This window comes from Pauljensenia sp. OF14-1SRA (genome assembly GCF_027694595.1).
In the GTDB taxonomy this organism is placed as follows: Bacteria; Actinomycetota; Actinomycetes; order Actinomycetales; family Actinomycetaceae; genus Pauljensenia; species Pauljensenia turicensis_B.
Genome location: NZ_JAQEVQ010000002.1, coordinates 161,179 through 185,819, shown reverse-complemented (window position 1 = coordinate 185,819; position 24,641 = coordinate 161,179). Strand labels below are relative to the sequence as shown.

General features: G+C 57.3%; 24 protein-coding genes. 16 read left to right on the top strand and 8 right to left on the bottom strand.

Features of this window, described 5'->3' with window-relative positions:
* Positions 1-59: 59 nt before the first annotated feature.
* The 7 genes from PG731_RS02255 to pknB are packed head-to-tail and all read left to right on the top strand — an operon-like array spanning position 60 to position 9,059.
* Entirely contained in the window at positions 60-764 is a 705-nt protein-coding gene (locus PG731_RS02255) for an FhaA domain-containing protein (protein ID WP_270771870.1), read from the top strand.
* On the top strand, positions 761-1,255 hold the full coding sequence (locus PG731_RS02250) for an FHA domain-containing protein FhaB/FipA (RefSeq protein WP_101628437.1): 495 nt from the start codon (positions 761-763) through the stop codon (positions 1,253-1,255). Before PG731_RS02255 ends, PG731_RS02250 begins: the two co-directional genes overlap by 4 nt.
* Positions 1,255-2,577, top strand: coding sequence for a PP2C family protein-serine/threonine phosphatase (locus tag PG731_RS02245; protein WP_270771869.1), 1,323 nt, complete (start codon positions 1,255-1,257; stop codon positions 2,575-2,577). Before PG731_RS02250 ends, PG731_RS02245 begins: the two co-directional genes overlap by 1 nt.
* A complete protein-coding gene (locus tag PG731_RS02240; RefSeq protein WP_270771868.1) occupies positions 2,577-3,968 on the top strand; it encodes an FtsW/RodA/SpoVE family cell cycle protein in 1,392 nt (463 codons plus the stop codon). The genes PG731_RS02245 and PG731_RS02240 overlap by 1 nt, the downstream gene beginning before the upstream one ends.
* Positions 3,965-5,419: a peptidoglycan D,D-transpeptidase FtsI family protein gene (locus PG731_RS02235; RefSeq protein ID WP_270771867.1), complete on the top strand. Its 1,455-nt coding sequence runs from the start codon at positions 3,965-3,967 to the stop codon at positions 5,417-5,419. The genes PG731_RS02240 and PG731_RS02235 overlap by 4 nt, the downstream gene beginning before the upstream one ends.
* Positions 5,416-7,080, top strand: a complete 1,665-nt coding sequence (locus tag PG731_RS02230) for a serine/threonine-protein kinase (RefSeq protein ID WP_270771866.1) — start codon at positions 5,416-5,418, stop codon at positions 7,078-7,080. The genes PG731_RS02235 and PG731_RS02230 overlap by 4 nt, the downstream gene beginning before the upstream one ends.
* A complete protein-coding gene (pknB, locus tag PG731_RS02225; RefSeq protein ID WP_270771865.1) occupies positions 7,053-9,059 on the top strand; it encodes a Stk1 family PASTA domain-containing Ser/Thr kinase in 2,007 nt (668 codons plus the stop codon). Before PG731_RS02230 ends, pknB begins: the two co-directional genes overlap by 28 nt.
* 383 nt (positions 9,060-9,442) lie before the next feature.
* Here the strand turns inward: pknB and PG731_RS02220 are convergent, their stop codons facing one another.
* The 3 genes from PG731_RS02220 to PG731_RS02210 are packed head-to-tail and all read right to left on the bottom strand — an operon-like array spanning position 9,443 to position 11,302.
* A complete protein-coding gene (locus PG731_RS02220; protein ID WP_006680642.1) occupies positions 9,443-9,595 on the bottom strand; it encodes a hypothetical protein in 153 nt (50 codons plus the stop codon).
* Positions 9,596-9,643: 48 nt separating this feature from the next.
* Entirely contained in the window at positions 9,644-10,393 is a 750-nt protein-coding gene (locus PG731_RS02215; protein ID WP_101628431.1) for a class E sortase, read from the bottom strand.
* An 18-nt stretch (positions 10,394-10,411) separates the two neighbouring features.
* Positions 10,412-11,302, bottom strand: a complete 891-nt coding sequence (locus PG731_RS02210; protein ID WP_270771864.1) for a DUF881 domain-containing protein — start codon at positions 11,300-11,302, stop codon at positions 10,412-10,414.
* A 129-nt stretch (positions 11,303-11,431) separates the two neighbouring features.
* Between PG731_RS02210 and PG731_RS02205 the strand changes: the two genes are divergently transcribed.
* Positions 11,432-11,695 (top strand): cell division protein CrgA, encoded by a 264-nt coding sequence (locus PG731_RS02205; protein ID WP_270771863.1) that lies wholly within the window; start codon positions 11,432-11,434, stop codon positions 11,693-11,695.
* A 148-nt stretch (positions 11,696-11,843) separates the two neighbouring features.
* Here the strand turns inward: PG731_RS02205 and PG731_RS02200 are convergent, their stop codons facing one another.
* Both PG731_RS02200 and PG731_RS02195 read right to left on the bottom strand, forming a co-directional pair.
* A complete protein-coding gene (locus PG731_RS02200; RefSeq protein WP_270771862.1) occupies positions 11,844-12,698 on the bottom strand; it encodes a rhomboid family intramembrane serine protease in 855 nt (284 codons plus the stop codon).
* A gap of 253 nt (positions 12,699-12,951) precedes the next feature.
* Positions 12,952-13,473, bottom strand: coding sequence for a peptidylprolyl isomerase (locus PG731_RS02195; RefSeq protein ID WP_270771860.1), 522 nt, complete (start codon positions 13,471-13,473; stop codon positions 12,952-12,954).
* A gap of 142 nt (positions 13,474-13,615) precedes the next feature.
* Here PG731_RS02195 and PG731_RS02190 point away from each other — a divergent pair, with 142 nt between their 5' ends.
* Positions 13,616-14,245 carry a hypothetical protein gene (locus PG731_RS02190; RefSeq protein ID WP_270771859.1) on the top strand — a complete coding sequence of 210 codons (630 nt, stop codon included), beginning with the start codon at positions 13,616-13,618 and terminating at the stop codon, positions 14,243-14,245.
* Between the two features lie 524 nt (positions 14,246-14,769).
* On the opposite strand, the gene PG731_RS02185 is transcribed toward PG731_RS02190, so the two are convergent.
* A complete protein-coding gene (locus PG731_RS02185) occupies positions 14,770-15,636 on the bottom strand; it encodes a Cof-type HAD-IIB family hydrolase (RefSeq protein ID WP_101628455.1) in 867 nt (288 codons plus the stop codon).
* A 158-nt stretch (positions 15,637-15,794) separates the two neighbouring features.
* On the opposite strand from PG731_RS02185, the gene PG731_RS02180 reads away from it, so the two are divergent.
* From PG731_RS02180 to PG731_RS02155, 6 genes are all read left to right on the top strand, one after another.
* Entirely contained in the window at positions 15,795-17,531 is a 1,737-nt protein-coding gene (locus PG731_RS02180) for an NAD(P)-dependent oxidoreductase (protein WP_270771857.1), read from the top strand.
* A complete protein-coding gene (locus PG731_RS02175; protein ID WP_270771856.1) occupies positions 17,524-18,825 on the top strand; it encodes an amidohydrolase family protein in 1,302 nt (433 codons plus the stop codon). The genes PG731_RS02180 and PG731_RS02175 overlap by 8 nt, the downstream gene beginning before the upstream one ends.
* Entirely contained in the window at positions 18,822-19,355 is a 534-nt protein-coding gene (locus PG731_RS02170; protein ID WP_270771855.1) for a cupin domain-containing protein, read from the top strand. Before PG731_RS02175 ends, PG731_RS02170 begins: the two co-directional genes overlap by 4 nt.
* A gap of 122 nt (positions 19,356-19,477) precedes the next feature.
* Positions 19,478-20,347 (top strand): ABC transporter substrate-binding protein, encoded by an 870-nt coding sequence (locus PG731_RS02165; RefSeq protein WP_270771854.1) that lies wholly within the window; start codon positions 19,478-19,480, stop codon positions 20,345-20,347.
* A 103-nt stretch (positions 20,348-20,450) separates the two neighbouring features.
* Positions 20,451-21,299 carry an amino acid ABC transporter permease gene (locus PG731_RS02160; RefSeq protein ID WP_040318460.1) on the top strand — a complete coding sequence of 283 codons (849 nt, stop codon included), beginning with the start codon at positions 20,451-20,453 and terminating at the stop codon, positions 21,297-21,299.
* Positions 21,299-22,072: an amino acid ABC transporter ATP-binding protein gene (locus PG731_RS02155; protein ID WP_270771852.1), complete on the top strand. Its 774-nt coding sequence runs from the start codon at positions 21,299-21,301 to the stop codon at positions 22,070-22,072. Before PG731_RS02160 ends, PG731_RS02155 begins: the two co-directional genes overlap by 1 nt.
* 107 nt (positions 22,073-22,179) lie before the next feature.
* Here the strand turns inward: PG731_RS02155 and PG731_RS02150 are convergent, their stop codons facing one another.
* Together PG731_RS02150 and PG731_RS02145 are read right to left on the bottom strand one after the other, a co-directional pair.
* Positions 22,180-22,836, bottom strand: coding sequence for a hypothetical protein (locus tag PG731_RS02150; protein ID WP_270771851.1), 657 nt, complete (start codon positions 22,834-22,836; stop codon positions 22,180-22,182).
* A 169-nt stretch (positions 22,837-23,005) separates the two neighbouring features.
* Positions 23,006-23,788 (bottom strand): NADPH-dependent oxidoreductase, encoded by a 783-nt coding sequence (locus PG731_RS02145; RefSeq protein ID WP_270771849.1) that lies wholly within the window; start codon positions 23,786-23,788, stop codon positions 23,006-23,008.
* Between the two features lie 231 nt (positions 23,789-24,019).
* Here PG731_RS02145 and PG731_RS02140 point away from each other — a divergent pair, with 231 nt between their 5' ends.
* Entirely contained in the window at positions 24,020-24,433 is a 414-nt protein-coding gene (locus tag PG731_RS02140; RefSeq protein ID WP_270771848.1) for a hypothetical protein, read from the top strand.
* Positions 24,434-24,641 lie beyond the last annotated feature (208 nt).

Below are 24,641 nucleotides of genomic sequence, written 5' to 3'. Positions count from 1 at the left end.
TCTCGGCGATCAACCGCCAGAAAAGCGTCCAATACCGCCTGTCCCTAGGAGTACCGAGCATGAGCATCTTTGATCGCTTTGAGAACGCAGTTGAGCGTGGTGTCAACGATGCCTTTTCGAAGGTTTTTCGTTCCGGCATTAAAGCGGTTGATGTGAACTCGGCGATTCGTCGCGCGATGGACGATTCGGCGCAGGAGCTGTCAACGGAGCGCACGATCGCGGCGAATTATTTCACGGTGTTTGCTACGCCGGCTGATTTGGATTCGTTGGAAGCTGACTTAAATGTTCTTGCGGACGAATTTGCAACGCAGGCGACCGAGTATGCTGCGGACAATGGGTACGCCCTGCTTGGCCCGGTAAGCGTTGAGTTCCGCGAGGATGACGAGGAGCAGGCAGGCAAGTTGCGCGTCGAGGCTTCGAATAAGCGTGGGAGTGTCGCGCCAGCGACGGCCTCGTCTCCTTCGCCTGAGCACCCGATCATTGAGGTGAATGGTGAGCGTTGGCTACTGACGGAGCCCGTGACGGTGATTGGTCGCGGTACCGAAGCCGATATTATCGTCGCCGACACCGGCGTTTCGCGCCGTCACCTTGAACTGCGGATCACGCCGACCGGTGTGATTGCTACTGATCTTGGTTCCACGAATGGCACGTTTGTTGAGGGCCACAAGATTGATGCTGCGACCCTGCTGGATGGTAACCAGCTGACGATTGGTCGTACTGTCATCGACTTTTGGACTCACCCGGAAACGGGGGGTGATGAATGACCTCGGATCTCGCGTTTACGGTTTTTAGGATCGGGTACCTGGTTCTACTGTGGTTGCTCGTATTGGGTGCCGTGAATACGTTGCGTCGCGACGTGTTTGGCACCGTTGTTACCCCGCGCGGTAAGGGCAGAAAGGCCGCTGATCAGCGTCGTAAAGAGAATCGACGAGGCCGTCGCCAGGCTCGAAACTCTGAGCCCGATGTGCCACGGAACGTGTTGCTGACGGGTGGCCCGCTTGTGGGAACTGTTCTTCCGTTGGGAACGACACCGATTGTGATTGGGCGTTCGCCCGCATCGACGCTTGTGCTTGAGGATGAGTACGCGTCGGGGCGTCATGCTCGCCTTCAGCCTTCTGAGCAAGGCTGGTGGATCGAGGATTTGAGTAGCCGTAATGGCACCTTCGTTGATGATGAGCGTCTGAGCGAGCCTCGTCTGCTTCATTCGGGCGATGTTGTGCGTATTGGGCAGACCACGTTTGAATTGGTGAACTGATGGCAACTGCCCCGATTGAATTCCGTTGCGCGGCCCGTTCTGACGTTGGGTTGGTTCGAAGCAATAACCAGGATTCTGGTTATGCTGGTCCGAACCTGCTTGTTTTAGCCGATGGCATGGGTGGTCCTGCCGGTGGCGATATTGCGTCAAGCGTTGCGATTGCGCATCTTGTTCCTCTGGATTCGGATTCGTATCCTGCGGACAAGATGTTGCCGTTGCTTCGCGAAGCATTGATGGATGCGCACGATGAACTGTCGGATCGTTCTCGTCGAGACAAGGATCTTGAGGGTCTGGGGACGACGTGTATTGCTTTGATGCGTTCGGGCAATAAGTTGGCGATGGTTCATATCGGCGATTCGCGCGCCTATGTTCTGCGTGGCGAGGCTCTGACGCAGGTAACAACGGACCATTCGTTCGTTCAGTATCTGGTGGAGTCCGGTCAAATCACGCCTGAAGAGGCAGAACATCATCCGAATAAGAATGTTGTTTTGCGTGTTTTGGGTGATTCTCAGGCGGATGTGACTCCGGATGAGACGATCCGCGAAGCGGTTGTCGGCGATCGTTGGTTGCTTTGCTCCGATGGCCTGTCGGGTGTTGTGTCCCCCGAGACGTTGGGTGCTGTTCTTGCCGAAATTGATGATCCCGGTGAGTGCGCTGAAGAGTTGATTCGCCTTGCGCTTCGCGCGGGCGGCCCTGACAACATCACGTGCGTTGTTGCTGACATTGTCGAGCCCGGGTCGTATCCGGTTGGGCCTCCCCAGATTGTGGGCGCGGCGGCAATTGATCGTCATGCTGCTTCTCGCGGTGGCGAGGGTGCGGCTGGGCGCGCGGCGGCTTTGCGGAAGCAACGCCGTTTGGCGATTGACGAAGATGACGGCGAGGATCAGACAAAGCGTCGCGCTTGGTTCGCCCCGCTTTTGGGTCTTGTTGTCGCTGTTCTGCTCGGTGTTGGCGGATGGCTTGGTTGGTCGTGGACGCAGAGCCAGTATTACGTGATCGGCCAGGATGGCTACGTCGTTATCTACCAGGGCATTCCGCAGTCGTTGGGACCGTGGAAGTTTTCGCACGCCGCCGAAGTCACGGATCTTTCGTTGGCTGAGTTGACCGATGCGGACCGTCAACGCCTGCAGGATCCTGTTTTGCGTTCGTCGCGCGAGAAGATCGATCAGTACATTGATCAGTTGCGTCTAAACAAGAAGAGCTTTAAGTCTGCACTGAACGCTGATAACTCTCAGTCTGACGATAGCGCTCAATCCGCGTCCTCAGGGCAGTCGGGGGCTCAATCAGGTTCGACGAATAACAGTTTGGCGGGTGGTCACTGATGGCTCTTGTGACCGTTGCTCCCGCGAAGCCTCGTCGCGTTCTTGAAATTATTCTTTTGCTGGTTGCTTTGGCAGTCGGTATTGGCGGATATGTTCTGACCAACATTAATCGCACGGGTGAGTTGCCCGGCAATCTTGCGATGCACGCCGGTATTTTGCTGGCGATTGCGATTGTTGCCGAGGTGGGGATGCATTTCCTGGCACCCTTCGCTGACCCCGTAATTCTGCCGATTGCGGTAGCGCTCACCGGCTTGGGTTTGGCGATGATTTATCGCTTGGATATGTCCTACGATGCGCTTGCTCAGGCGACCGTCGGAATGCGTCAGCTGATGTTTGTGGGCATCGCAATTGCTGTCGCCGCGTTGATTCTGATCGTGTTGAAGGACCATCGTTCGTTGCGTCGTTACACGTACACGTTCGGTGTCCTGTCCTTGATCCTGCTACTGCTCCCGATGATTCCGGGGCTCGGTGTCGAAACGTTCGGGGCACGAGTCTGGATCCGCATTGGTTCGATGTCGTTCCAGCCCGGCGAACTGGTGAAGATCACGCTGGCACTGTTCTTTGCCGGCTACTTGGTGACGAATCGTGACAATCTTGCGATTGGTGGACGTCAGTTCCTTGGAATGCGATTGCCTCGCGCCCGCGACTTGGGTCCGATTCTGGTTGTCTGGTTGATCGGTATTGCGATTCTTGTTTTGCAGCGCGATCTTGGTACCTCGCTCCTGTTCTTCAGCCTGTTCGTGGCGATGCTGTACGTGGCAACGAATCGAGTGTCGTGGCTAGTCATCGGTTTCGTCATGTTCGTGCCCGCTGTTGCGCTGACAGTCAAGGCATTCCCGCACGTCGCGAATCGTTTCTCGGTGTGGTTGAACGCGTTGGATCCCGAGGTTTATGAGCAGACGGGCGGGTCGTTCCAGCTGGTGCAGTCGCTGTTCGGTCAGGCATCGGGCGGTTTGATGGGGACCGGTTGGGGTCGTGGCTACCCACAGTTGGTTCCTCTTGCCAATTCTGACTTCATTCTTTCGTCGTTTGCCGAAGAATTGGGTTTGACCGGTTTGGTCGCAATTCTGGTGCTGTATCTGGTGCTGATTGAACGCGGTTTACGTGCCGCCATTTCCGTTCGTGACGGTTTCGGGAAGCTACTGGCAACGGGTTTGAGTTTCTCGCTGGCAATTCAGCTGTTCGTGGTGTTGGGCGGTATTACTCGCCTGATCCCGCTCACGGGTCTAACGGCGCCGTTCTTGGCAGCCGGTGGCTCGTCAATGGTGTCGTCGTGGTTGACTGTCGCGCTGTTGATTCGCGTGTCCGATGCTGCTCGTCGTCCCGCCGCCACACCTGCTCCGTGGAACTCAGGTATCCAACCGTCTGTTGCACGTGAGGTGAACGCATGAACCATCAGATTCGTCGCTTGTCCATCGTCATCTTCGCAATGTTTGCTCTGCTCGGTTTGGCTGCAACGAACAATCAGTTCCTTCAGGCTCCGTCTTTAAACGCCGACGGGCGTAATGAACGCACTATTTTGCACGCGGCGGAAACGGATCGTGGTCCGATCATTGTTGCGGGTTCGGCGATTGCGTCGTCGACGAAGATTGAGGACTCTAATCGTTTCCAGCGTTCCTATTCTCAGGGTCCGCTTTATGCTTCGGTAACCGGGTATTTCTCGTCCGCATTTTCGCAGGCAACCGGGCTTGAGTCGGCCGCTGAATCGACATTGGACGGACAGTCTCAGGCTCTTCTTGGTCAGCGTCTTCACAACCTGTTTACGGGCGCTTCTCGCCAGGGCGGTGGCTTGGTGCTGACGTTGGATCCGACCCTTCAGCAGATTGCCGCTGATCAGTTGGGTAACCGCAAGGGCGCCGTCGTGGCGTTGAATGCAAAGACCGGCGCGATTTTGGCGATGTATTCATCTCCCAGCTATGACCCGAATTCTCTGGCCGCCTTCGATTCCGAAGCGGTGAATGACGCGTATAAGGCTCTGACGGAAGATCCGAACGAGCCCCTATCGAACCGTGCGATCGCGGGTAGTCGCTATGAGCCCGGTTCGACGTTCAAGATTTTGACGTCAATCGCTCTGATCGAAAATGGTGTCGCTTCACCATCCACGAATGTGGAATCCCCCGTTTCAACAGTGCTTCCCGGAACTCAGACGACGGTGTCGAACATTGAGTCTTCGACGTGTGGCGATGGGAATCCGACGTTGGCTGAAGCGTTTGCACGATCGTGTAACACGTCGTTCATTCTTGCCTCGCAGTCGCTTTCTCACGATCAGCTTGCCGATGTGGCCTCGCGTTTCGGTTTCGGCGCGTCCCAGTCGATTCCGCTTGCTGTGACTCCTTCGGTTTTCCCTGAAACGACGGACGCGGCCCAGCTGGCGATGAGCGCTATCGGTCAGTATTCAGTTCAGGTAACGCCACTTGAAATGGCTGAGATTGCTCAGACGATCGCTAACGGTGGTCAGATGATGGCGCCCTACTTGGTGTCGCAGGTTGTAGATGCTGATTTAGCTGTCCAATCCGAGACCAACCCGACTGTGTTGCACACCCCGATTAGTGCCGATATTGCGACGCAACTGACCGAGATGATGAAGGGTGTTGTCAATCAGCCGTATGGCACGGGCACGTCCATGGCGCTCGATGGCATTTCCGTGGCGGCGAAGACTGGCACGGCGGAAACGGGCACTAACGGACGCGCGAACGCGTGGGCGGTGGGTTTTGCTCCCGCTGACGATCCGCAGATTGCCTTCGCTGTCCTTGTCGAGGGTGACGATACGGATCCAGCTCCTCACGGTGGAACCGTTGCCGGCCCAATTGCTCGTGCGCTTTTAGAGGCGGGTATCCAATGAGTTCTTCCGCAAAGTATTCAGCAGGCAAGAAGCTGGGCGGTCGTTACACGCTGCTCACGCCGATTGCTCAAGGTGGCATGGGCGAGGTCTGGAAGGCTCGCGATCAGGTGACCGGTCGCATGGTGGCCGCAAAGGTATTGCGCCAGGAGTTCTCTGGCGAAGAGTTGTCCTTGTCGCGTCTGCGTATCGAAGCGAATAATGCGATGCGTATCCAGCACCCGAATATTGCGAACGTGCAGGATTCTGGCGAGCAGGATGGTCGCGGCTGGATCGTCATGGAGCTGGTTGAAGGCAAGCCCCTCAACCACTACTTGAAGGACGGTCATCGCATTGCCACGCAGGACCTCGTCCCCGTACTGATGCAGGTCGCGATGGCGCTCGGCGCAGCGTCGGAAGCCGGGGTTGTCCACCGTGATATTAAGCCCGCGAATATTCTGGTGCGCCCCGACGGCATCGTGAAGCTGACCGATTTTGGTATTTCGCGCTCGAATAATCAGGCGGCTCTGACCGCCGCGGGAATGGTGATGGGCACGGCTCAGTACCTTCCGCCCGAGCAGGCGATGGGGGAAATCGCGACGTCGTTGGGTGATTTGTACGCCTTGGGTGTGATTGCGTACGAGGCTGCTGCCGGGCGGCGACCTTTTACTGGCAAGACGCAGGTCGATATTGCGTTCTCGCACGTGAATGATCCTGTTCCTCCCCTGCCTTCTGACGTGCCGCGCCCGCTTGCTGACGTCATTTGTCACCTCTTGGAAAAGAAGCCGGAGAAGCGCCCCGACTCTGGTGTAGCGCTGGTCCGCGAGCTGTCGAACGCGGCAAAGCAGATGGGTATTTCTGTAGCAACTCATCCGCTTCCCGACCCATTCCCAGAGGCGAAGATGGAGCCGACGCAGGTTCATCCGTCTCCCGTGGCAGCGCCGGTTCGTCACACGAAGCGTCGCAGTCTTCCCGAGGAGTTGCTGGAACGCCCAGCGGGCCTTGATACTCCAACGGATCCGCAGACCCTTACGCAACAGTCGGATTCGCAGGATCCTCAAAACGTAAACTCCCAGACGGAACACTCACAGTCGCTCTCAGGAGATGCCATGCCATCGAACAAGGGGGATGCGGACTTAGATCCAACCGCGGTGCGTCGTCGTCAGCTCAGTGAACGACTGAAGGAACGTGCTCGCGTCCGCGAAGAGGCTGACACGGCTCACGCTTCGGCATCGCCGACGCTTCCACCACCACCGGCTCCCACCGACAAACGTTCGGCCACCGATTCAGCCAAGCGCTCAGGAACGCAGGCCATAGCCTCGTCCCCCCAGACGAAGACGCACCAGCAGAAACTGTCGTCGCCACCACCCAAGCGGGTCAGGCCGAAGCCATCGAGCCAGGCGAGCGGGCAGGTCTGGTACTCCGTGTCGAAGCGGAATACGCCACCGGTGAGCACCATGCCCCCGACTCCGACTCAGTACAACAGGTCGGTGGTTGCGCCACCTGTTTCAAAGGGTCGGCGCATCATCCAAGCAATCATCATTGCCCTGATAATCATCGCGATTCTCGCGGGCGCATATTTCATTCTTCAGCACATGTTCGGGTCACTCACGTCGCTTCTCAGTGACGGGCTCCCCACCACGAAGGAGGTTCAGACATGGCAGACTCCATGGGCCGCCGTCTAGCCGGCAGGTACGAGGTTCGCTCACTGATCGGGCGCGGCGGGATGGCGGAAGTCCACCTGGGCTTCGATACGCGCCTATCACGCGTTGTCGCAATCAAGATGCTGCGCTCTGACCTGGCACGAGACTCCGTGTTCCAGGCGCGTTTCAGGCGTGAAGCGCAGTCGGCTGCTTCTTTGAACCACGCGAATATTGTGGCCGTGTACGACACGGGCGAGGAAATGCTGACCGGCCCTGAAGGTCGCGCTATCTCCGTGCCGTACATCGTGATGGAGTACGTCGAGGGGCACACGGTCAAGGAACTGCTCGCTGACGGTACTCCGGTGCCGATCAACGAGGCCGTTGCCATCGTGTCCGGCGTGTTGGGCGCGCTTGAATACTCCCATTCGCAGCATTTGGTGCACCGGGATATCAAGCCGGGCAACATCATGTTGACGAATGACGGCAAGGTGAAGGTCATGGACTTCGGTATCGCGCGTGCGATCACCGATTCGCAGGCGACGATGACGCAGACGAACGCTGTCGTTGGCACTGCCCAGTACCTGTCGCCCGAGCAGGCTCGCGGTGAGCAGGTGGACGCGCGTTCCGACTTGTACTCCACCGGCGTTGTCCTGTTTGAGTTGCTGACCGGCCGTCCGCCGTTTACCGGCGATTCGGCTGTTGCCGTTGCCTACCAGCATGTTCAGCAGTTGCCTCCCACACCGTCGTCGATCACCCCGGATGTTCCCGAGGCACTTGATCGCGTCGTGATGAAGGCTCTGGCAAAGGATCGCACAGACCGCTACACGTCAGCTGCCTCTATGCTGGCTGATTTGATGCGCGCGTCGCGCGGTGGCCACGTGAATGCTCCGGCCGTTGCAGTGTGGGAGGACACGGTTCCGATGGCTGCGGCAAATGTAGCGAATTCGCAGCCGACTCAAACCTTGCCTCCGGCAGTTGCTTCCCCGTCAAATGCGACAACGACCTTTGCGCCCGTTGCGGCGCAGGAGCTTGAGGAAGAACCGGAAAAGAAGTCGAAGAAGGGCATTATTGTCGCGCTTGTCGTTGTGGCTCTGTTGCTGATAGGCGCTATTTGGTACGCACTGTCGCATGCTTCTTCGGATAAAGAGATGGTCGCCGTCCCCGACAATCTGATCGGAATGACGCAGGCGGAGGCAAAGTCCGCGGTGGAGTCTGTTGGCTTAGTATTCGCGATTTCGAATGAGACGGTTGCCTCTGACGAGATTGAAGAAGGCAAGGTCGCTGAGACTGATCCGCCGTCGGGCAATCAGGTTGAGGTTGGTTCGACCGTGACGGCGAAGTTGTCGAGTGGCGCTGAATCCGTTGTTATTCCTGACAATCTAGTGGGTATGAGCCCAGATGCCGCGAAACAGACAATTGAGGCTCTGGGGCTTGTGTATGAGCAGACCGCTGACCCTGTTGCTTCTGCGGATGTGGAAGAAGGCAAGGTTGCTCAGGTGAACCCGTCGGTTGGTTCGAAGGTCAAAAAGGGATCGACCGTGAAGGTCAGCCTGTCGTCGGGCCCGAAGAGCGTTGAGGTTCCAGATGTTACGGGTATGACGCAGGATCAGGCGCGTGAGGCTCTGGCTGCGAAGGGCTTGACGGTTGGTTCCGTTCAGGTGTCGGATGACCCGAGCCAAAAGGAAGGTCTGGTGATTTCCACTAACCCGGCTGCTGGCACGTCGGTTAATAAGGACACGGCGGTCACGTTGACTGTGTCTTCTGGCAAGATCACGATTCCTTCAGGTTTGGTTGGTTACGACCAGGCGTATGTTGTTCAGACTTTGCAGGAACTTGGCTTACGCACATCGGTGACGGAGCAGTACTCGAACGATCTGGAAACTGGCGGTGTTCTGGCGGTGAATCCGACTGAGGGTTCTGTTGTCACCCAAGGTTCGACCGTGAACCTTACGGTGTCAAAAGGTCCGCAGCCCGCTCCGCCTAATCCAAACAATTCCGGTCAAGCAAACTCGGGTAGCTAGTGGGTAGTTGTCCGATTCGCCGTGGGTGGATTTGATTGACAAGGCCTGGCGGGGATCACATGATCCCCGCCAGGTTACGCCGAAGGGTGTTGGATCTTTCACCGCAACATCAACAGATGCAAACCTTAACTATGCGTCTCACTCATAGTGGCGTATTTCCGCTCAGCTACAACAGGCTTCAAGCTCCGCGCCCGGACGGGCGCGGCCTCGTCCCCCTTAAGCCACCCTGGTAAAATTACGCCGATTCCACGCGCCAGAACACGTTGGCAACGCGTCACAACGACACGAAGATCAAACGAACCGGCACGAACCATCCGCGCGTATGCGGAAAAGTGTCAGCCGGACGCCACCTGAAACGGCGAAAGCGTCAACGGGTGAACAGGTCAGACGGACGCTTCGCCCAACTCTAAGTATTCCTGGGCCCACGGGTAACCCCACTCAAGAAGAGCGTAGGCAACAAGGCCAATCAGAACCAACGACTCAATAACCTTCAACCATGTCGGTCCGGGAAGATGACGGAAAATCCAAGCGTACATGTGGATCAAATGTCCTTTTCAAGCAATGTTCAAGCGGAGAAAATGGGATCAGGCTGCGGGTTCGTCCGCCAGCGCACTGGGCACGCCAGTGTCCTTAGGAGTCCATGACTTGAACTTCAGGTGAACAATGAAACGCTGCGAGTTCCCGTATTCGGGGTGGCAGGTAGTCATGGTCATCCAACGTTCAGTGGGCACCTGGCTCCACGTGACATCATCAATCACGGGGGCGACGACGCGGTAGTTGTCCGGGTCATCGGCCTCAACGATTTCGCTGGTTTCCATAGTGTACGTGATGTAGTGGTTGTCGAGTTCGACAACAACGGGGTCGCCGGGGGATAGGCGGTCGATCCAGCGGAAGTTATTGCCGTAGGTGCGACGGTGGCCGGCGACAGAGAAGTTGCCGATGTCGCCGGGCTGAGCGGTGTCTTCATAGTGGCCAGCGAAACCCTGGTCTAGGACGAATGTCGACGTGGTTTCCGCCAACGGAATCTTCATCCAGTTCCACTTTGGGACATGAATAAGACCGTAGATCTGATTTGGGTCAACGCTGGTCGCCATTGACGGCGGGTCATCCGTGCGTTCCTCACCAACGTTTGTGGTAGCGGGCGCGTGCGCTTGGGCGTATGTTTCGATCGCTTGCTGGCGAGGTCCTTCAACTTTGAAAGACGTCCAGTAGAGTTGCCAGAATGCGAAGCCAATCAAAAGGATGGCGACGGTAATGAAGAGTTCACCAATCACTCCAAGAGCGACGTTGAGCGGCGAGGCCTTCTTTTGGGGTGCAATATGTGCGCCTGCCATGGAACGCCTTGTCATGTTTTAGTCCACCACCTGTGCGTACGAGTTAAATGTCTTCACGCTTGCCGCGGGAAGATGAAGGGATTTGTTCGTCTTCAGATCCCAGCCAAGGCCATACAAAGCAACGTATGCCTTGTAATTAACAATACGGGGATTTGCGTTGACCTTCTCTGTGAGCGCGTTCGGATCACCAATGGCTTCCACCACGTATGGCGGAGAAAATGACTGTCCGTCAACAAGAATCACGTTGCCAATGCATCGGATCACTGTTTGTCCGGTCACGCGTACCCCTTGGACAGTCATGGCTTCCGCGCCACCATTCCAGAGCGCGTTCATAACGTCTTCAATGTCCTGCTGGTGAATGACCAGGTCGTTCGGTGTAGCTCCGTCGGGAATCGCCTGCTGAGGTGCGTCCGTGAGCGTAATAGTCACACCTGGGCCGGTCACGGGTTGCGCTGCCAGTGAGGTAATGGACGTATCCTCGGTCTGCGTTTGGCCGGACGAGTTGGCGTATTGAGACACGATGTCGCGCAGTGCGCTCACCTCAAAATCGAGCGTTTCGACTTCATCCTGCGAGGCTCGTACCAGCGAAATCAGGTTGGTATCTCGCCCGAGGTTGTCGGCGTCATTCTTCGCCTGCGCTGAAACGGTGAACAGCAAGCCGGAAGTAGCGGTGACAATAAAAACGGATGTGACCGCGCGTGGAGACAGTGGCGCGAACTTCCGTAGCTTGCGCAGGGCCATGTGCCAGGGGCCGTCGAAGTGCGAGATGTGGGGCTTGGGTTTCATCGACGAGGCCGCCTTCTTTTTCGAACGCGACCTCGGTTCAAAGGCGGGTGGGGTCGAGGAATCGGATTTGTGTGATGCCTCGGGTGGAGTCAAATGGGGCGAATCGTCCTGATTGCGTGCCATCAATGCCTCCTTCCCGCGTTGCACTTTGGTTTGTCGTTACTTGGAAGACTACGCTAAAGGGGTTACCGTTCTGCGATGCCTTTCCGAGAAGTAGTCGGCAAGGGCACCAAAGTTCAATTGAGGAGAAACGTGGCTGAGAACAAGAAGCGCAAGAATACGAAGCACCAGGTTCCTGAAGATCAGGATCTGAACGCCTGGACCGCAGGTATTCCGCTGAGCCCCAGCTGGTGGGCACCGACTTTCATTGCCCTTCTTCTAATCGGCCTTGTGTGGCTGATGGTCTACTACATTTCTTCGGGCGTTTACCCGATTCCCGGCATCAACTGGTGGAACATGGTGATCGGCCTGGGCATCATGATGGTGGGCTTCCTGATGACGCTCCGCTGGCGATGACCTGTTGATAAAGGTTTCCCGCTAGATTTCAACAATCACAAGAGTTATCCCCAGGTGTTTCCACACCTGGGGATAAATTACATCCGTGTAACTTAGACAATCACACAGATTGTGGATAACTCGCATAAACCTCGAGATTTCAACGATTTTATCCGAGAACCTCGAAAATCACTTCGTAGGTCAAGCCAATCAGGGCAATCGCAGCAACATACATACCCACAGTTATCCACAAGGCTTGACGTTCCTGCTTTTTCGCCGTAATTCCAGGTTTTGCACGCCCTTGACGCCAATAAATCCACGTTGCCAATGCGCCCGTGGCAAGGCCACCCACGTGCCCCTGCCACGACACATTCGGGACAATAAAACCGATCAGCAAGTTCACAAGTAAGAGGCCCACGACGGCCCTCGTATCCATACCCGACTGCTTCTGCAAAACGAACATCGCACCGAACAAACCGAACACAGCACCAGACGCGCCCACGGTCACCGTCCCAAGCGACGACGGTTGAATCAAGACCCACGCCAAAACAAACAGCGACGCACCAATCGCGCTCAAAAGATACACAGACAAATACCGGGTACGCCCCAACACCTGCTCAAGCTCAATACCCACCGAGTATAAAGCCAACATATTGAACGCAATATGCATGAACCCGCTGTGAAGGAACGCAGTCGTCAAGAATCGCCACACCTGGCGGTAACCCACCGCAGGGTTAAAGAACAGCCAATTCCCCACCGACGGCAACACGAAGGACACAATGAACAACGCAACGTTGATACCAATCAGCGTGTACGTCACAACCGGCTGACCACTGGGAACACGTGGCCTGCGAACGTTCGCGCACTCCACGCACACTGAACGAACCTCGGTCCGCACCGTGCAATCAACACACATCGGACGATTGCACTTCTTGCAATAATCCACCGAACGCACACCCGGGTGACGCGGGCACTCAGGAGCCGCATACGGGTTCGAACGTTGTCCATACAAAGGCGTCGACATGCTCTATATCCTCCACACACCGCCAGAAACCAGACACAACATCCCGCTCCCGACGCTCACGAGCAACCAAAATCGCTCTTACCGTCTGAATACGCGTAGGACGGACAGGCGCACGAACCCACACGGGATTCGCTCCCCCCATCCGCCCCATAATGAAGAAAACGTAACCGATCAAGTGGAGGCGGCCTCGTCAATCAGCAACAATCACCCAAGCGGGAAACCACGCCGAACGCGAGACGCGCCAACCTCACACTCAGTCGACGATCGAAACCGACTCGATAACAACGTCATTCACCGGACGGTCATTCGCGCCCGTTGCAGTCGTTGCAATCGCGTCGACAACCTTCTTCGACTCTTCGTCCTTAACCTCACCGAAAATGGTGTGGTTGCCCAACAACCACGGGGTCGGCGCAACCGTGATGAAGAACTGCGAGCCATTCGTACCCTTGCCCATACGCTTGCCAGCATTCGCCATGGCCAGCAGGTAGGGGTTGTTGAAGTTGAGTTCCGGGTGGATCTCATCGTTAAACTGATAGCCTGGGCCACCAGTACCGGTGCCCAGCGGATCACCACCCTGAATCATGAAGCCCGAAATAACGCGGTGGAAAATCGTGCCGTCGTAAAGCGGACGCGACGTCTTCTGGCCGGTCATTGGGTCAACCCACTCGCGCTCGCCACGAGCCAGCGTGACAAAGTTATTCACCGTGTTCGGTGCGTGGTTCGGGAACAGTTCAATGTTGATATCACCCATAGAGGTGTGCAGTGTTGCTTCCATGTCTTCATCGTCCCAGAAAAGGCGCCAAAAGGCATGATCTGGAGCTATCCGATTTTGTCGCTAGGGGTGCAGATCACAAAACTTCGGTGCACAATGGGAAGACGTGGTACAAACCGCAGCAACTATTGGAAGGATTCGGACCATGGCCAACACACCGAACTTCGACACGGAGAAGCTTCGCAACGAAGCACTCCAACTGCGCGACGCGGTCGCCGTGCACGCCGGACGGGTGGCAGTGAAAGCCACCGAACTCGCCGAACAGGGCATCGACTGGGCAGCACCTCGCGCCCAAGCAGCACTGAACGAAGCAATCGACCGCGCAACACCGCTCGTCGAAGACGTCACCGCTCGCGCCGTTGACGCAGCAGACCGCGCACGCCCCGCATTCGAAAAGGCACGCGAAGAGGTCGTCGAAGACTACATTCCGCGTATCCAGCGAGCCGTCCACGAAGGTGGCGCAGCGCTCACAGCAGACGGAGCGCCGTTGCTTGAACGCGCACGTCACGCCAGCGAAGCATCGCAGGCAGCTCTCACCACCCCGACAAAGAAGGTCATCGTGAAGAAACACCGCTTCCTCCGCGCCATCGGATGGACCGCCCTTGCAGGAACCGTCGCCGGCGCCGGCTACGTGCTCTGGAAGCGTAGCCAGCCGATCGAAGACCCGTGGGCCGAAGAATACTGGGCCGACCTGGAAACGACTGTCGACGTTCCCGCCAGCGAACCTGAAGAGGTCGAAGGCGTCGAGCAGATCGACACCGCAACCGAAGAGTGAGCTCGCGACGAAGTAAGTTCACTGAGAAGTGAGCCTCCGGCGCAACAAGATCACGGCGAAGTGAAATTCACGGGAAAGTGAACCCCTTGGAAGAGCGCAACTGAGCCTCACGATCCTCGCCATCACACGTTAAAGCTGGTGGTCATGCGATTGATGTCGCGTGACCACCAGTTTTTGTGTTTGAGAAGCATCAGTTGTGCGTTTGTGGGGCACCAGCTTTGCTCACGCGTTTCTACTGACACCTCGTCGCGCGTCACCACCTACACCCGATGCGACAAAACCACGCATTTCAGGCCAAAAGTGTCGCGTCATGTGCAGCCGGGAACAGAAAACCAGCCTTACCACAACACCACCTACACCCCACGCGACAGAAGCACGCATTTCAGGGCAAAAGTGTCGCGTCAGGTGCAGCCGGGAACAGAAAACCAGCCTTACCACAACACCAACTACACCCAACGCGACAAAACCGAGCATTTCAGGGCAAAAGTGTCGCACCAGGCGCAGTCAGGGTCACTTCGTGAAGGTCAGTCATCTCCTATCAGGGTGCGAACGACCTGGCCGACACCATCCTCATTGTTGGACGGCGCAATGTATCGGGCTTCCGCAACAACGTCAGCGTGAGCATTCGCCATGGCGAACGACCAGTCGGCGTACTTGAACATGGAGATGTCGTTGTGGAAGTCGCCGAATGCTGCAGTCTGCGCGGGCGTCACGCCAAGAGCGCTCTGCAGTGCGAGCACAGCGTCACCCTTGTCGACGCCACGAATCTGCAGGTCAGCCCAGTTAGTTCCAGACACCGCGTACTGGTGAGTGTCCGCGAAATTCGCAAGTGTTGCTTCAGCCAGCGGGCCCACCGAGTCAAGACACATGACGGCGAGCTTCACGATGTCGTCGTCGATTTCACCGGAATCGATCATGTCGATGATCTCGTGCTGGTCGGCGATTCGTTTGGTGCGGTGATAGTAGGGCAGGACGCCGTCAACAAATAGGTCGTCCGTACGTTCAACGTAGGCAAATTGCTTGCCACACATGACTAGGCCACCGTTGATTCCGGTTGCGACGGCGTCACGCACCATGTCGATGGCACGGTGGATGGTTTCGTGGTCGATGGGGCTGGATGAAACTTCCTTGCCGTCTTTCATGACGATCGCGCCGTTTTCAGCGATGACTGTCATTCCGGGGCGTCCGGGGAACATGTCGAGCAACGTCCATACTTGGCGTCCTGATGATGGGGCGAACACGATCCCACGCTCATCCATGGTGTCGAGGAGTTCAGAGAGTCTCTCAGGGAAGTTTTTGTCGTCGTCGAGCAGAGTGCCGTCCATGTCGACAGCGACAAGACGCAGGTCGCAGTCGGTAGCGAGGGATGATAGGTCGGTGGGTTCAAGCAGTGTCATGCTTCAATTGTCCCCGATTGTTGGGGACGTATCCGGCGCGAAAGCCGTTCCTGGTCTCAATTCACGCGTGAGATTGTCGACGTTTATGCGATTGTGTTCGAATTCTTGTGCTCTGACTGTGCGTGAGACTACGTCTTGCTAGCGTCGTTGGTATGAAATATGTTCGTCCTTTTGCTTCGACCTCTTCTGATTCGCGTGCCATCGCGCAGGTTGTGGTGCGTCGTTTTGCGGCGACGACGAATCTGCTGATTGCTAGCCGCTCGTTTGCGATTCTGACGTCCGCGAGCGCGTCCTCGCCATTGTGGTGCGAGGTGTACGAGGCACTGGGGTCGTTGCTCTCGGGGTTTGGCGCGCATGTCAGGTTTGTGAATTCGGTTGACGAGGCCACCGCTGACGCGGTGGTTGTACGTCCCGAAGAGGCTGACGAGCAGTCGTTAGGGCACATTAGTGTGGTGGTGGGCGTGAATGAGGCGCCCGTTGTGCGAGTGAATCCGTCGCAGGTTGGCATGTATGTGGGTGAGAAGCCTGTTGTTCGCCAGGTTCCTCCCCACGTTCAGGTTCTTGATTCGGACGGGAAGCTTCTTCGGGATCCCTATGATCCTAAGAATGATGCGAGTTATGCGCAGCGTCGTCTGGCGTGGGCGCGATCATTCATGCCGGTGACGCGTGCGACGGTCAGTGATCTTGTAGCAACGGGGGCTCTTCAGGGTCGTCATGTCGGGCTCGCGTTGGTATTGGAGCCGAAGACGGCGGTGCTCGCTCTCCTGCTGAAGGAAGCGGGCGCGACGGTCAGCGTGTTTGGGCACGCAGATGAAACTCGGGACGATGTGGCGGATCAGCTTCGCGCGGCTGGGCTTGCCGTCTTTGCGGAGTCGGGCGCGACAGCGGAGCGTGAAGAAGAGCTTGCTCGTCAGTTCCTGACCAGTGGGATCGAGTTCCTGCTCGATGATGGATCGCATCTGATCCGCATGGCGCATGACGAGACGCGCGCTCCTGACGTTCTGACTACCTTGAAGGGTGCCGCGGAAGAGACGACGTCGGGGATTCGTCCGCTTCGGGGCTTTCCGTTACGCATTCCGGTGATGGCATCGAATGATGCGCGCTCGAAGACTCTTTTCGATAACGCGTATGCGACGGGCCAGTCCTGTTTGCTGACTTCTCTGGACCTCGTTGATCCGCAGTTACAGGGGGTTCCGCTCTGGGATCAGCGTTTCGTGGTTGTGGGCTACGGCGATGTTGGCATGGGCGGTGCTCGCTTTGCCCGCGCGTGTGGCGCTCTGGTGACGGTGGTGGAGCTCGATCCGGTGCGCGAACTGCGTGCTCGCATGGATGGGTTCCAGACAGCCTCGCTTCTCGATGCCTGCGCGAACGCCGATTGGGTGATGAGCGCAACCGGCGAACGCGACACGATCACCCTCGAAGCCCTGGCTGCAATGCCCGACGCGTGCGTGGTGACGGTATCCGGTGGCGTAACCGACGAAATTGCCCTTTCAGAGGCTCTCAAAGCCGGTTGGACTTGGGCAGATAGCGATGAGCGCGCAGTCGGTCTGCTCTGCATTCCCGCGACGGCTACAGATCCTGCTCTCCCAGGTGGTGCGCAGGGGAACGAGGCCGCCCACCGCCACATCACGATCCTCGACAAGGGCGGGTGCATTAACTGCACGGCCGGCGAAGGCAACGCTATCGAAATCATGGATATGAGCTTCGCCGTCCAGGTGTCTTCACTGCGCGAACTGCTCAGGCACGAGAACCCCACACACGATCCGTTACCAGCAGGCTTGCACTCCCTGCCTGAGGATGCAGATAATCTGGTCGCACGGCGCACGCTCGACCTGCAGTGGACGACCAAACCCCAGCCAACGTCTTTCGCGAAGGAAACTCATGTCTAACGTTCAAGTCTGGTCTGCCGGACTGGTTATCCCGATTACCGCTCCGTCCGTCATGGATGGCGCTGTCGCAGTGAAAGATGGTCGCATCGAGCACGTTGGGGCGCGCGACTGGGTTCTGGAAACGCTGTCCGAGCGCGGACTGTCATATTCAGAGCGCCACTTTGATGGGGTTTTGCTTCCCGGCCTCGTGAATGCGCACACGCACCTGCAGTACACGGGAATGGCCGAAGTTGGTGCCAAGCAATACAGAGGGATGCCCGACTGGATCAGCGGGTTCAACGCCGTCTACGACACAGGCGGTTTGGATTGGAGCAAGGATGCGGCGACCGGCGCGCAGATGCTCCTCGAAGCGGGCACGACCAGCGCCGCCGACGTAGTGACCGATCCCGAAGCCGCGTCCGCACTTCACAACGCTGGCTTACACGGCGTCGCCTACTGGGAGGTCATGGACTGGACGAACGACGACTGGAAAGAGCGCGGGCCCGCAACCGTCGAGAAAGCTCTCGACGCAATGCCCACCCCTCCTGCCGTCGGCATTTCGCCACACGCCCCCTACTCGCTCGAAGCTGACCCGCTACTCGATCTGCCCGATTTGGCGCGCAGGCGCGGAGTTCGACTACACATTCACCTCGGTGAATCACACTCGGAAGCCGAATGGGCTGAAGGCCGCACGGGCGAACTCTCAGACCTCTGGCGCACCGGTGACTCGTCGTCGTTCACGGCGATGCGCGCTCGCGGTGGCGGTTTCTCGGCGACGCAGTTCGTTGACCAGCTGGGCGTTCTCGGCCCCGACTGCCACGTTGCGCACGGCGTGTACATGACGGCGGATGATCGTCGCCGTCTGCGTTCTCGTTCGACTGCCGTGGCGCTTTGCCCGCGTTCGAACCGCGTCATTGGTTTGGATGTGCCACCCGTGGCCGCCTACCTCAATGAGGGCAACATGATTGCTGTCGGCACCGACTCGCTGTCGTCATCGCCTTCGCTGGACGTCATGGAAGATGTTGCCGTCCTGTTCGATATCGCTCGCAACCAGGGGTATCGCGCGTCCGACCTGGCACGCAGGTTACTCAACGCCGCAACATTGGGGGGCGCGTGGGCCATTGGAACTGCGACGGGACCGGATCGCATCGGCCAGCTTCAAGCGGGCGCGGTGGCAGACATGTGCGTCATCGATGTCCCTGTTTCCGACATCACGGGCTCAATCGAAGACGTTGTTCGCCACGGCGCGGGTCGCCAAGTTGAAACAGTGATCGCAGGTCAGGTCAGGTTCTCGCGCGAAGGAAGCCTCCGATGACCGATCAGCTAGACGTTTCCACCGAGGCGATCGACCTCGTGAACTCTCTTTGCCTTGAGCCACACCCCGAGGGTGGCTGGTTCCGCAGAACATGGACAGCGCCCGCGGTCGTGGAAACGGAGGGTGGGCGGCGAGCGACCGCCTCCGCGATCCTGTTCCTGCTCGACCAGGGCATGGAAGCCCGCTGGCACGTCGTCCGCTCCGATGAGTTGTGGCTTTGGCATGGGCCGGGCACGCTCGAAATCCAGTTCGGCGGAACCGGGGACGCACCGTGCAGCCAACCCGAAACCATCATCTTGGGTGCACCCCAGGTTTCGACAGGGAACGAGGCTAGAACCCAGTCCGCATCGCCTTCACCTAATCAGGCCGGAACACCGCAGGTACCCACCGATGCGACGAACCCTGTTCAGGTCCTGGTGAAAGCAGGAACATGGCAGCGAACGTTCGCGCGCAACAGCGTTGCATTGGCAACGTGTGTTGTCTCACCCGAATTCACCTACGAAGACTGGAGACTCGCAGAAAACGTGTGATCTTCTTGTCACAAACGTCCGTGAAGCAAGATTGCAGACGAATCTGTACATGGTCGCCCGTAGGCTGAAGAGGTCGCGGAAAACTGCGACTGAGTTTCCATCAGGCTAACTGGAGGCATTTGATGCGCCGTTCTGTCCGTTCATTCTCCGCTCTCGCGCTGGCAACGTCTGTTGCACTGTTCCTAGGCGCATGCTCGGGTTCTGCTGACACCTCGTCGGAATCTGCCACATCGGTTACCACTCAGTCTGGTGCGCTTGAAACCGTCACCCCCGGCAAACTGACCATCGCCACCGGCGAACCGGCCTACTCCCCGTGGGTTATCGATAACGCTCCCGAATCCGGTGAAGGCTTCGAAGCAGCCGTCGCATACGCTGTCGCCGAAGAACTCGGCTACAGCAAGGAAAACGTCCAGTGGACCCGCGCAACCTTCGATTCGTCGATCGCTCCGGGCGCAAAGGACTGGGACATCAACCTTCAGCAGTTCTCCATCACGGACGAGCGCAAGGCGGCCGTTGATTTCTCCAGCCCGTACTACACGACCTCTCAGGCTATTGTTGCTATTGAAGGCTCCGCTGCCGCCTCCGCTAAGAGCATCGCAGAACTGAAAGATGTTCAGTTCGGCGTTCAAGCCGGCACCACCTCGCAGCAGTTCATCACGAACACGCTTGGTGATCAACTGTCCAAGCAGGCTTCGATCTACAACAACTCCGACGACACTCTTGCTGCCCTGCAGAATGGCCAGGTTGACGCGATCGTCGTCGACCTTCCGACCGCGTTCTACATGACCGGCGCTCAGATCGATAATGGCGTCATTGTCGGCCAGTTCGAGGCCACCTCCAATGGCGACGACTTTGGCATTGTTCTGCCAAAAGGTTCGAAGCTGACCGCAGCTGTCACCGCAGCCGTTGATTCCCTGCGTGACAAGGGCACCCTTTCTAAACTCCAGTCCAAGTGGCTCTCCGATACTGTCGCGGTCCCGCTGATCAAGTGACGTTTCGTCAACCGCAGTTTGACTGCCGGCTCGGACGATAGCCGGCACTGATAACGAAGGACAATACGTGTCCCCAGCAGTAAACACTGATGCTACCGACGTGATGGCCGGGCTCCCCGTTTCTGACGTGGAGCTCGGCCGTCGCGCGTATCGGCGTAAGCGTGCAACACGATCGATTCTGATCTCCATGGCCTCGACACTGGTCTTCGCACTGGTCATGTGGTTCGTTATCACCCGCTCTCCCGGGTGGGAACGCACGCAGGAAACCTTCTTCTCAGGCGAGCACTTCATCAAAGCGCTCCCGCAGGTTGCCGAAGGCTTGTGGCTAAACATCCGGATTCTGCTGGTGTCCGTCATCGGCGTTGCCTTCTTCGCAACGTTGCTGGCTGCGGCACGCACTTTGGGCGGCCCGATCTTCTTCCCCGTCCGATTCTTAGCGGCTGCGTACACGGATATTTTCCGCGGTGTCCCGTTCCTGGTGGTTCTCTACCTGATTGGCTTTGGTATTCCGGCACTCAACCCGACAACGCGCATCCCAGTCGCGTTCTTGGGCACGGTCGCGCTGATCCTCACCTACACGTCATATGTTGCCGAGGTCCTGCGCGCAGGTCTGGAATCGGTTCATCCGTCCCAGCGTTACGCTGCGCGTTCGCTTGGCTTGACGCATGGCCAGACTCTGCGCCACATCATCGTCCCGCAGGCAATCCGTAAGGTTACGCCGGCATTGATGAATGACTTCATTTCAATGCAGAAAGACGTCGGCCTGATCTCCGTCCTCGGCGCTGTCGACGCGATCCGCGGAGCGCAGATCTACCAAGCAATGACGTACAACTTCACCTCGTACGTCGTTGCTGGCCTGCTGTTTATCGTCATGTCATTCCCCTTCATCCGCTTGTCTGACTGGTACACGGCACGCCTGCGCCAGCGCGAACAAATGGAAGGCACCGTCTGATGAGCACCCCCACAGCCCACGTTTCTTTGAACACCGTAAGCACGCCCGTCCTTGAAGCCAAGCGCGTTGTCAAACGATTCGGCGACAACGTCGTGCTTCGCGGGCTGGACCTTGCAGTCAATTCGCACGAAGTCGTCGTCTTGCTCGGCGCATCTGGCTCCGGTAAGTCCACACTTCTGCGTTGCGCCAACCTGCTTGAACGCGTTGACGACGGCCAGATTTTCCTTGCTGGCGAAGACATCACTGATCCGTCAGTGAACGTCGACAAGGTCCGTTCACGCATTGGTGTTGTCTTCCAGCACTACAACTTGTTCCCCCACATGTCCGTTCTTGCCAACGTCACTCTGGCGGCACGCAAGGTCCACGGATGGGATCGCGAAAAGGCTGACCAGCGTGGCATGGAACTTCTCAGCCGAATTGGTTTGGAAAGCAAGGCGAAAGAATTCCCCGATCGTCTGTCCGGTGGCCAGCAACAGCGCGTCGCTATCGTCCGCGCGCTTGCCACCAACCCCGAACTACTTCTGCTGGACGAGATCACATCTGCACTTGACCCCGTTTTGGTCGGCGAAGTTCTGGACCTCGTCCGCGAAATTAAAGCGCAGGGGTCAACGATCCTCATGGCCACGCACGAAATTGGCTTCGCGCGCAACGCTGCGGACCGCGTTGTCTTCCTTGAGCACGGTCGCATCGTTGAGCAGGGAACACCCTCGCAGGTGATCGACAATCCGCAGGAAGAAGCGACTCGAGACTTCCTGTCGCGAATCCTGCACTGACGCTGTCAGGTACGTGCAGGAATAAAACACGGATAGGGCTCCGCGCCTTGGCGCGTAGCCCACAGTCATGTTCAGGACATGCGTTGGGCAAGAGCCCATAACCCCCGCTAGATAATGGACGAATCGGTGACGAACGCGGGTCCGTTATACCCGGACTTGCCAAGCACATTCAACATCGCGCTCATCAATTCGGTGTGGGACAGGAAGCCCTGTGAGTAGTCCGCGTGCACGATCTCAATTGCCGCCATGCCGTGAACGTCATGTACCGGCTGAGTGGAAAAACGAGACAGCAACAGCATTTCAGCTTCAGCCAAATCGGTCGGGGAACCGAAGAACCAGGTACGCGCTTCCTTCTTACCTTCGATCTCGCCGATATACATGTGCGTCATAATCACACGATTGCCGGCCTGGACAATGTTCTTCCCCATGCGGGTAAAGAGCGAGATCTTCGCGCCCGAATCGAAGGAGGATTCAATCAACGAGTACGCAAAGGCACCGAAACCACGAATAATCAGAGCGTCCGCCAAGTCACCTAGGACCTCGTCAGGGAAAGGCTGTTCGGTGAAGTAGATGCCCTCACCAGCGCGCTCGCGCCCAGTGTTGATATCTCCCTTGCCGAGAATCTCCATATCGTAGCCAGCATCATCCAAAGCATCTCGGACTGCTTCAATCTTGGTTTCCGGATAGGGGTGAAGTACTGCCGAGTTGGCTGAATTTCGCTCGATAAAAACGTAGGTCGGGAATCCGTAGGCGAAGCCTTCCATGTCGCACATCCTCAAGGTCGTTGTGTCACCCGCATTGTTGCGCGAGAAACTACCGTTGTTTATCTCATTCGATGTCATTGAATGAAGCGCCCCCGAAGTGCTTCAGGTGTTGCGTGGCGCTTACATCAAATCTGTTGAGATTGAATGTACTCGAAACAATGGTTTTTGTTTAGAGGTCAAACCCCTGCTTGTGGATAACTCCCAGAATGTCTGAAACATGTGCACCGCCGATACCAACTTTGGTACGAACGAGAGTAGAAAATGACTCGACGCGCTTGGACGTATCACGCAGGTCGTAGTACTCGGTGATCGTCTGGTCGTATTCAGCCAAAGCTTCTTCATACGAGTCCAAGCACGGATACGTGTTATCGGCGACCGTGACCGACAGGGGCAGACGAGGCTTGTACTGAGGCGACTGGTCGGGGTGGCCAATAAGCAAGCCGAGGACAGGGAAGGTTAGCTTCGGCAGGTTAAGGGCCTCGATAACCAGTTCCGGATTCGCGTGAATTGAGCCGAGGTAGCAAGTTCCCAAGCCCATCGATTCAGCAGCGACAACAACGTTTTGCGCGCTGAGCAGAGCGTCGTGAAGAGCGGTGAGAAGCAAGTTGACCGTGTGAAGTGGGGTGTCTTCGATCCCCGCTTCTTCGCGAATTCGCGCATTGCGGTACTGATCAGCGACAAAAACCAGAAGCTCGCCTTTCGTGCCACCAACATATGGCTGTCCGGAAGCCTGATGGAGCTTCTCACGAACCTCAGGATCCGTGATCCGCAGGATGGTGCACTGTTGAAGGAATGAAGAAGAGGCAGTCTGACGTGCAACCTCAAACAGTGTTGTCAGTTCTTCTTCGGTAAGCGCCTTGTCAGTGAAAGCTCGGATTGTCCGGTGCCCAAGCTGAATGGCGATCGTATCGTTTTCGATGGGTGCTGATGGGCGGGTATTCAGGTAAGCCATGTCCTTCTCCATGTTCTTCGAGGCTCTTACAAAGCATCTACGCTTTCGACGATGATCGGGTGATACACGCACGATGCAGGTCAAATCTATTCCGATACTTTCCGCCTGATTTTGCTGGTCTTTCCTTAATCTTTAGGTCTTGGCAATGATGAATGAAAGGTCACGTTTTAAATGGGACTCAAACGTGACCTCTGCGGATTCTCAAGAATAATGCACTCGTATGATTGAAAGATGATGAAGAAAACCTCTATTTCTCTGTGCACAATTGCTCTCGCAACCGCTCTTCTTGCAGGTTGCTCGTCAGCTTCAACCGAGACCACTGATTCTTCGGGTTCCGCTGCAACGACTCAGTCCGCTTCCGCGTCGACCCAGATGCTGACCATCGAAAAGGATCCCGCAACCATTTCCGACGCGCTGGTGACTCTTCCGATCAAGCGCGTCCTGATTATCAAGGTTGATCAGGCAGCTGCCTCAAACTGGACCGGCACCGTTGAAGATACGTCGATCGCAGAGTTTGTTGCCGGCACCGATTCCGATGCCCCGATGATCAAACCTCTGGCTGAAGGCGACACGACCGTAACACTGACCTCCCCCGAGGGTGAAACCATCACCTTCGATCTGTCGGTCACTCCAGGCGCTCGCTGAGTCGACCACCTGAACTCAATATGACTGTCCTTGGGGGCGGGTTGCCGTAGCAACCCGCCCCCAAGTTTCATATGGATACACCCACCACACCGAGCTCCACGGGGCTCATCAGCCAAAAGACACCGCACAACTCGTCGCAACGGCAACGAATACAGTCTTAGCTGAAACGACGCGGGGCCGGGGTGCGCGATGCGCCCCCGGCCCCGGC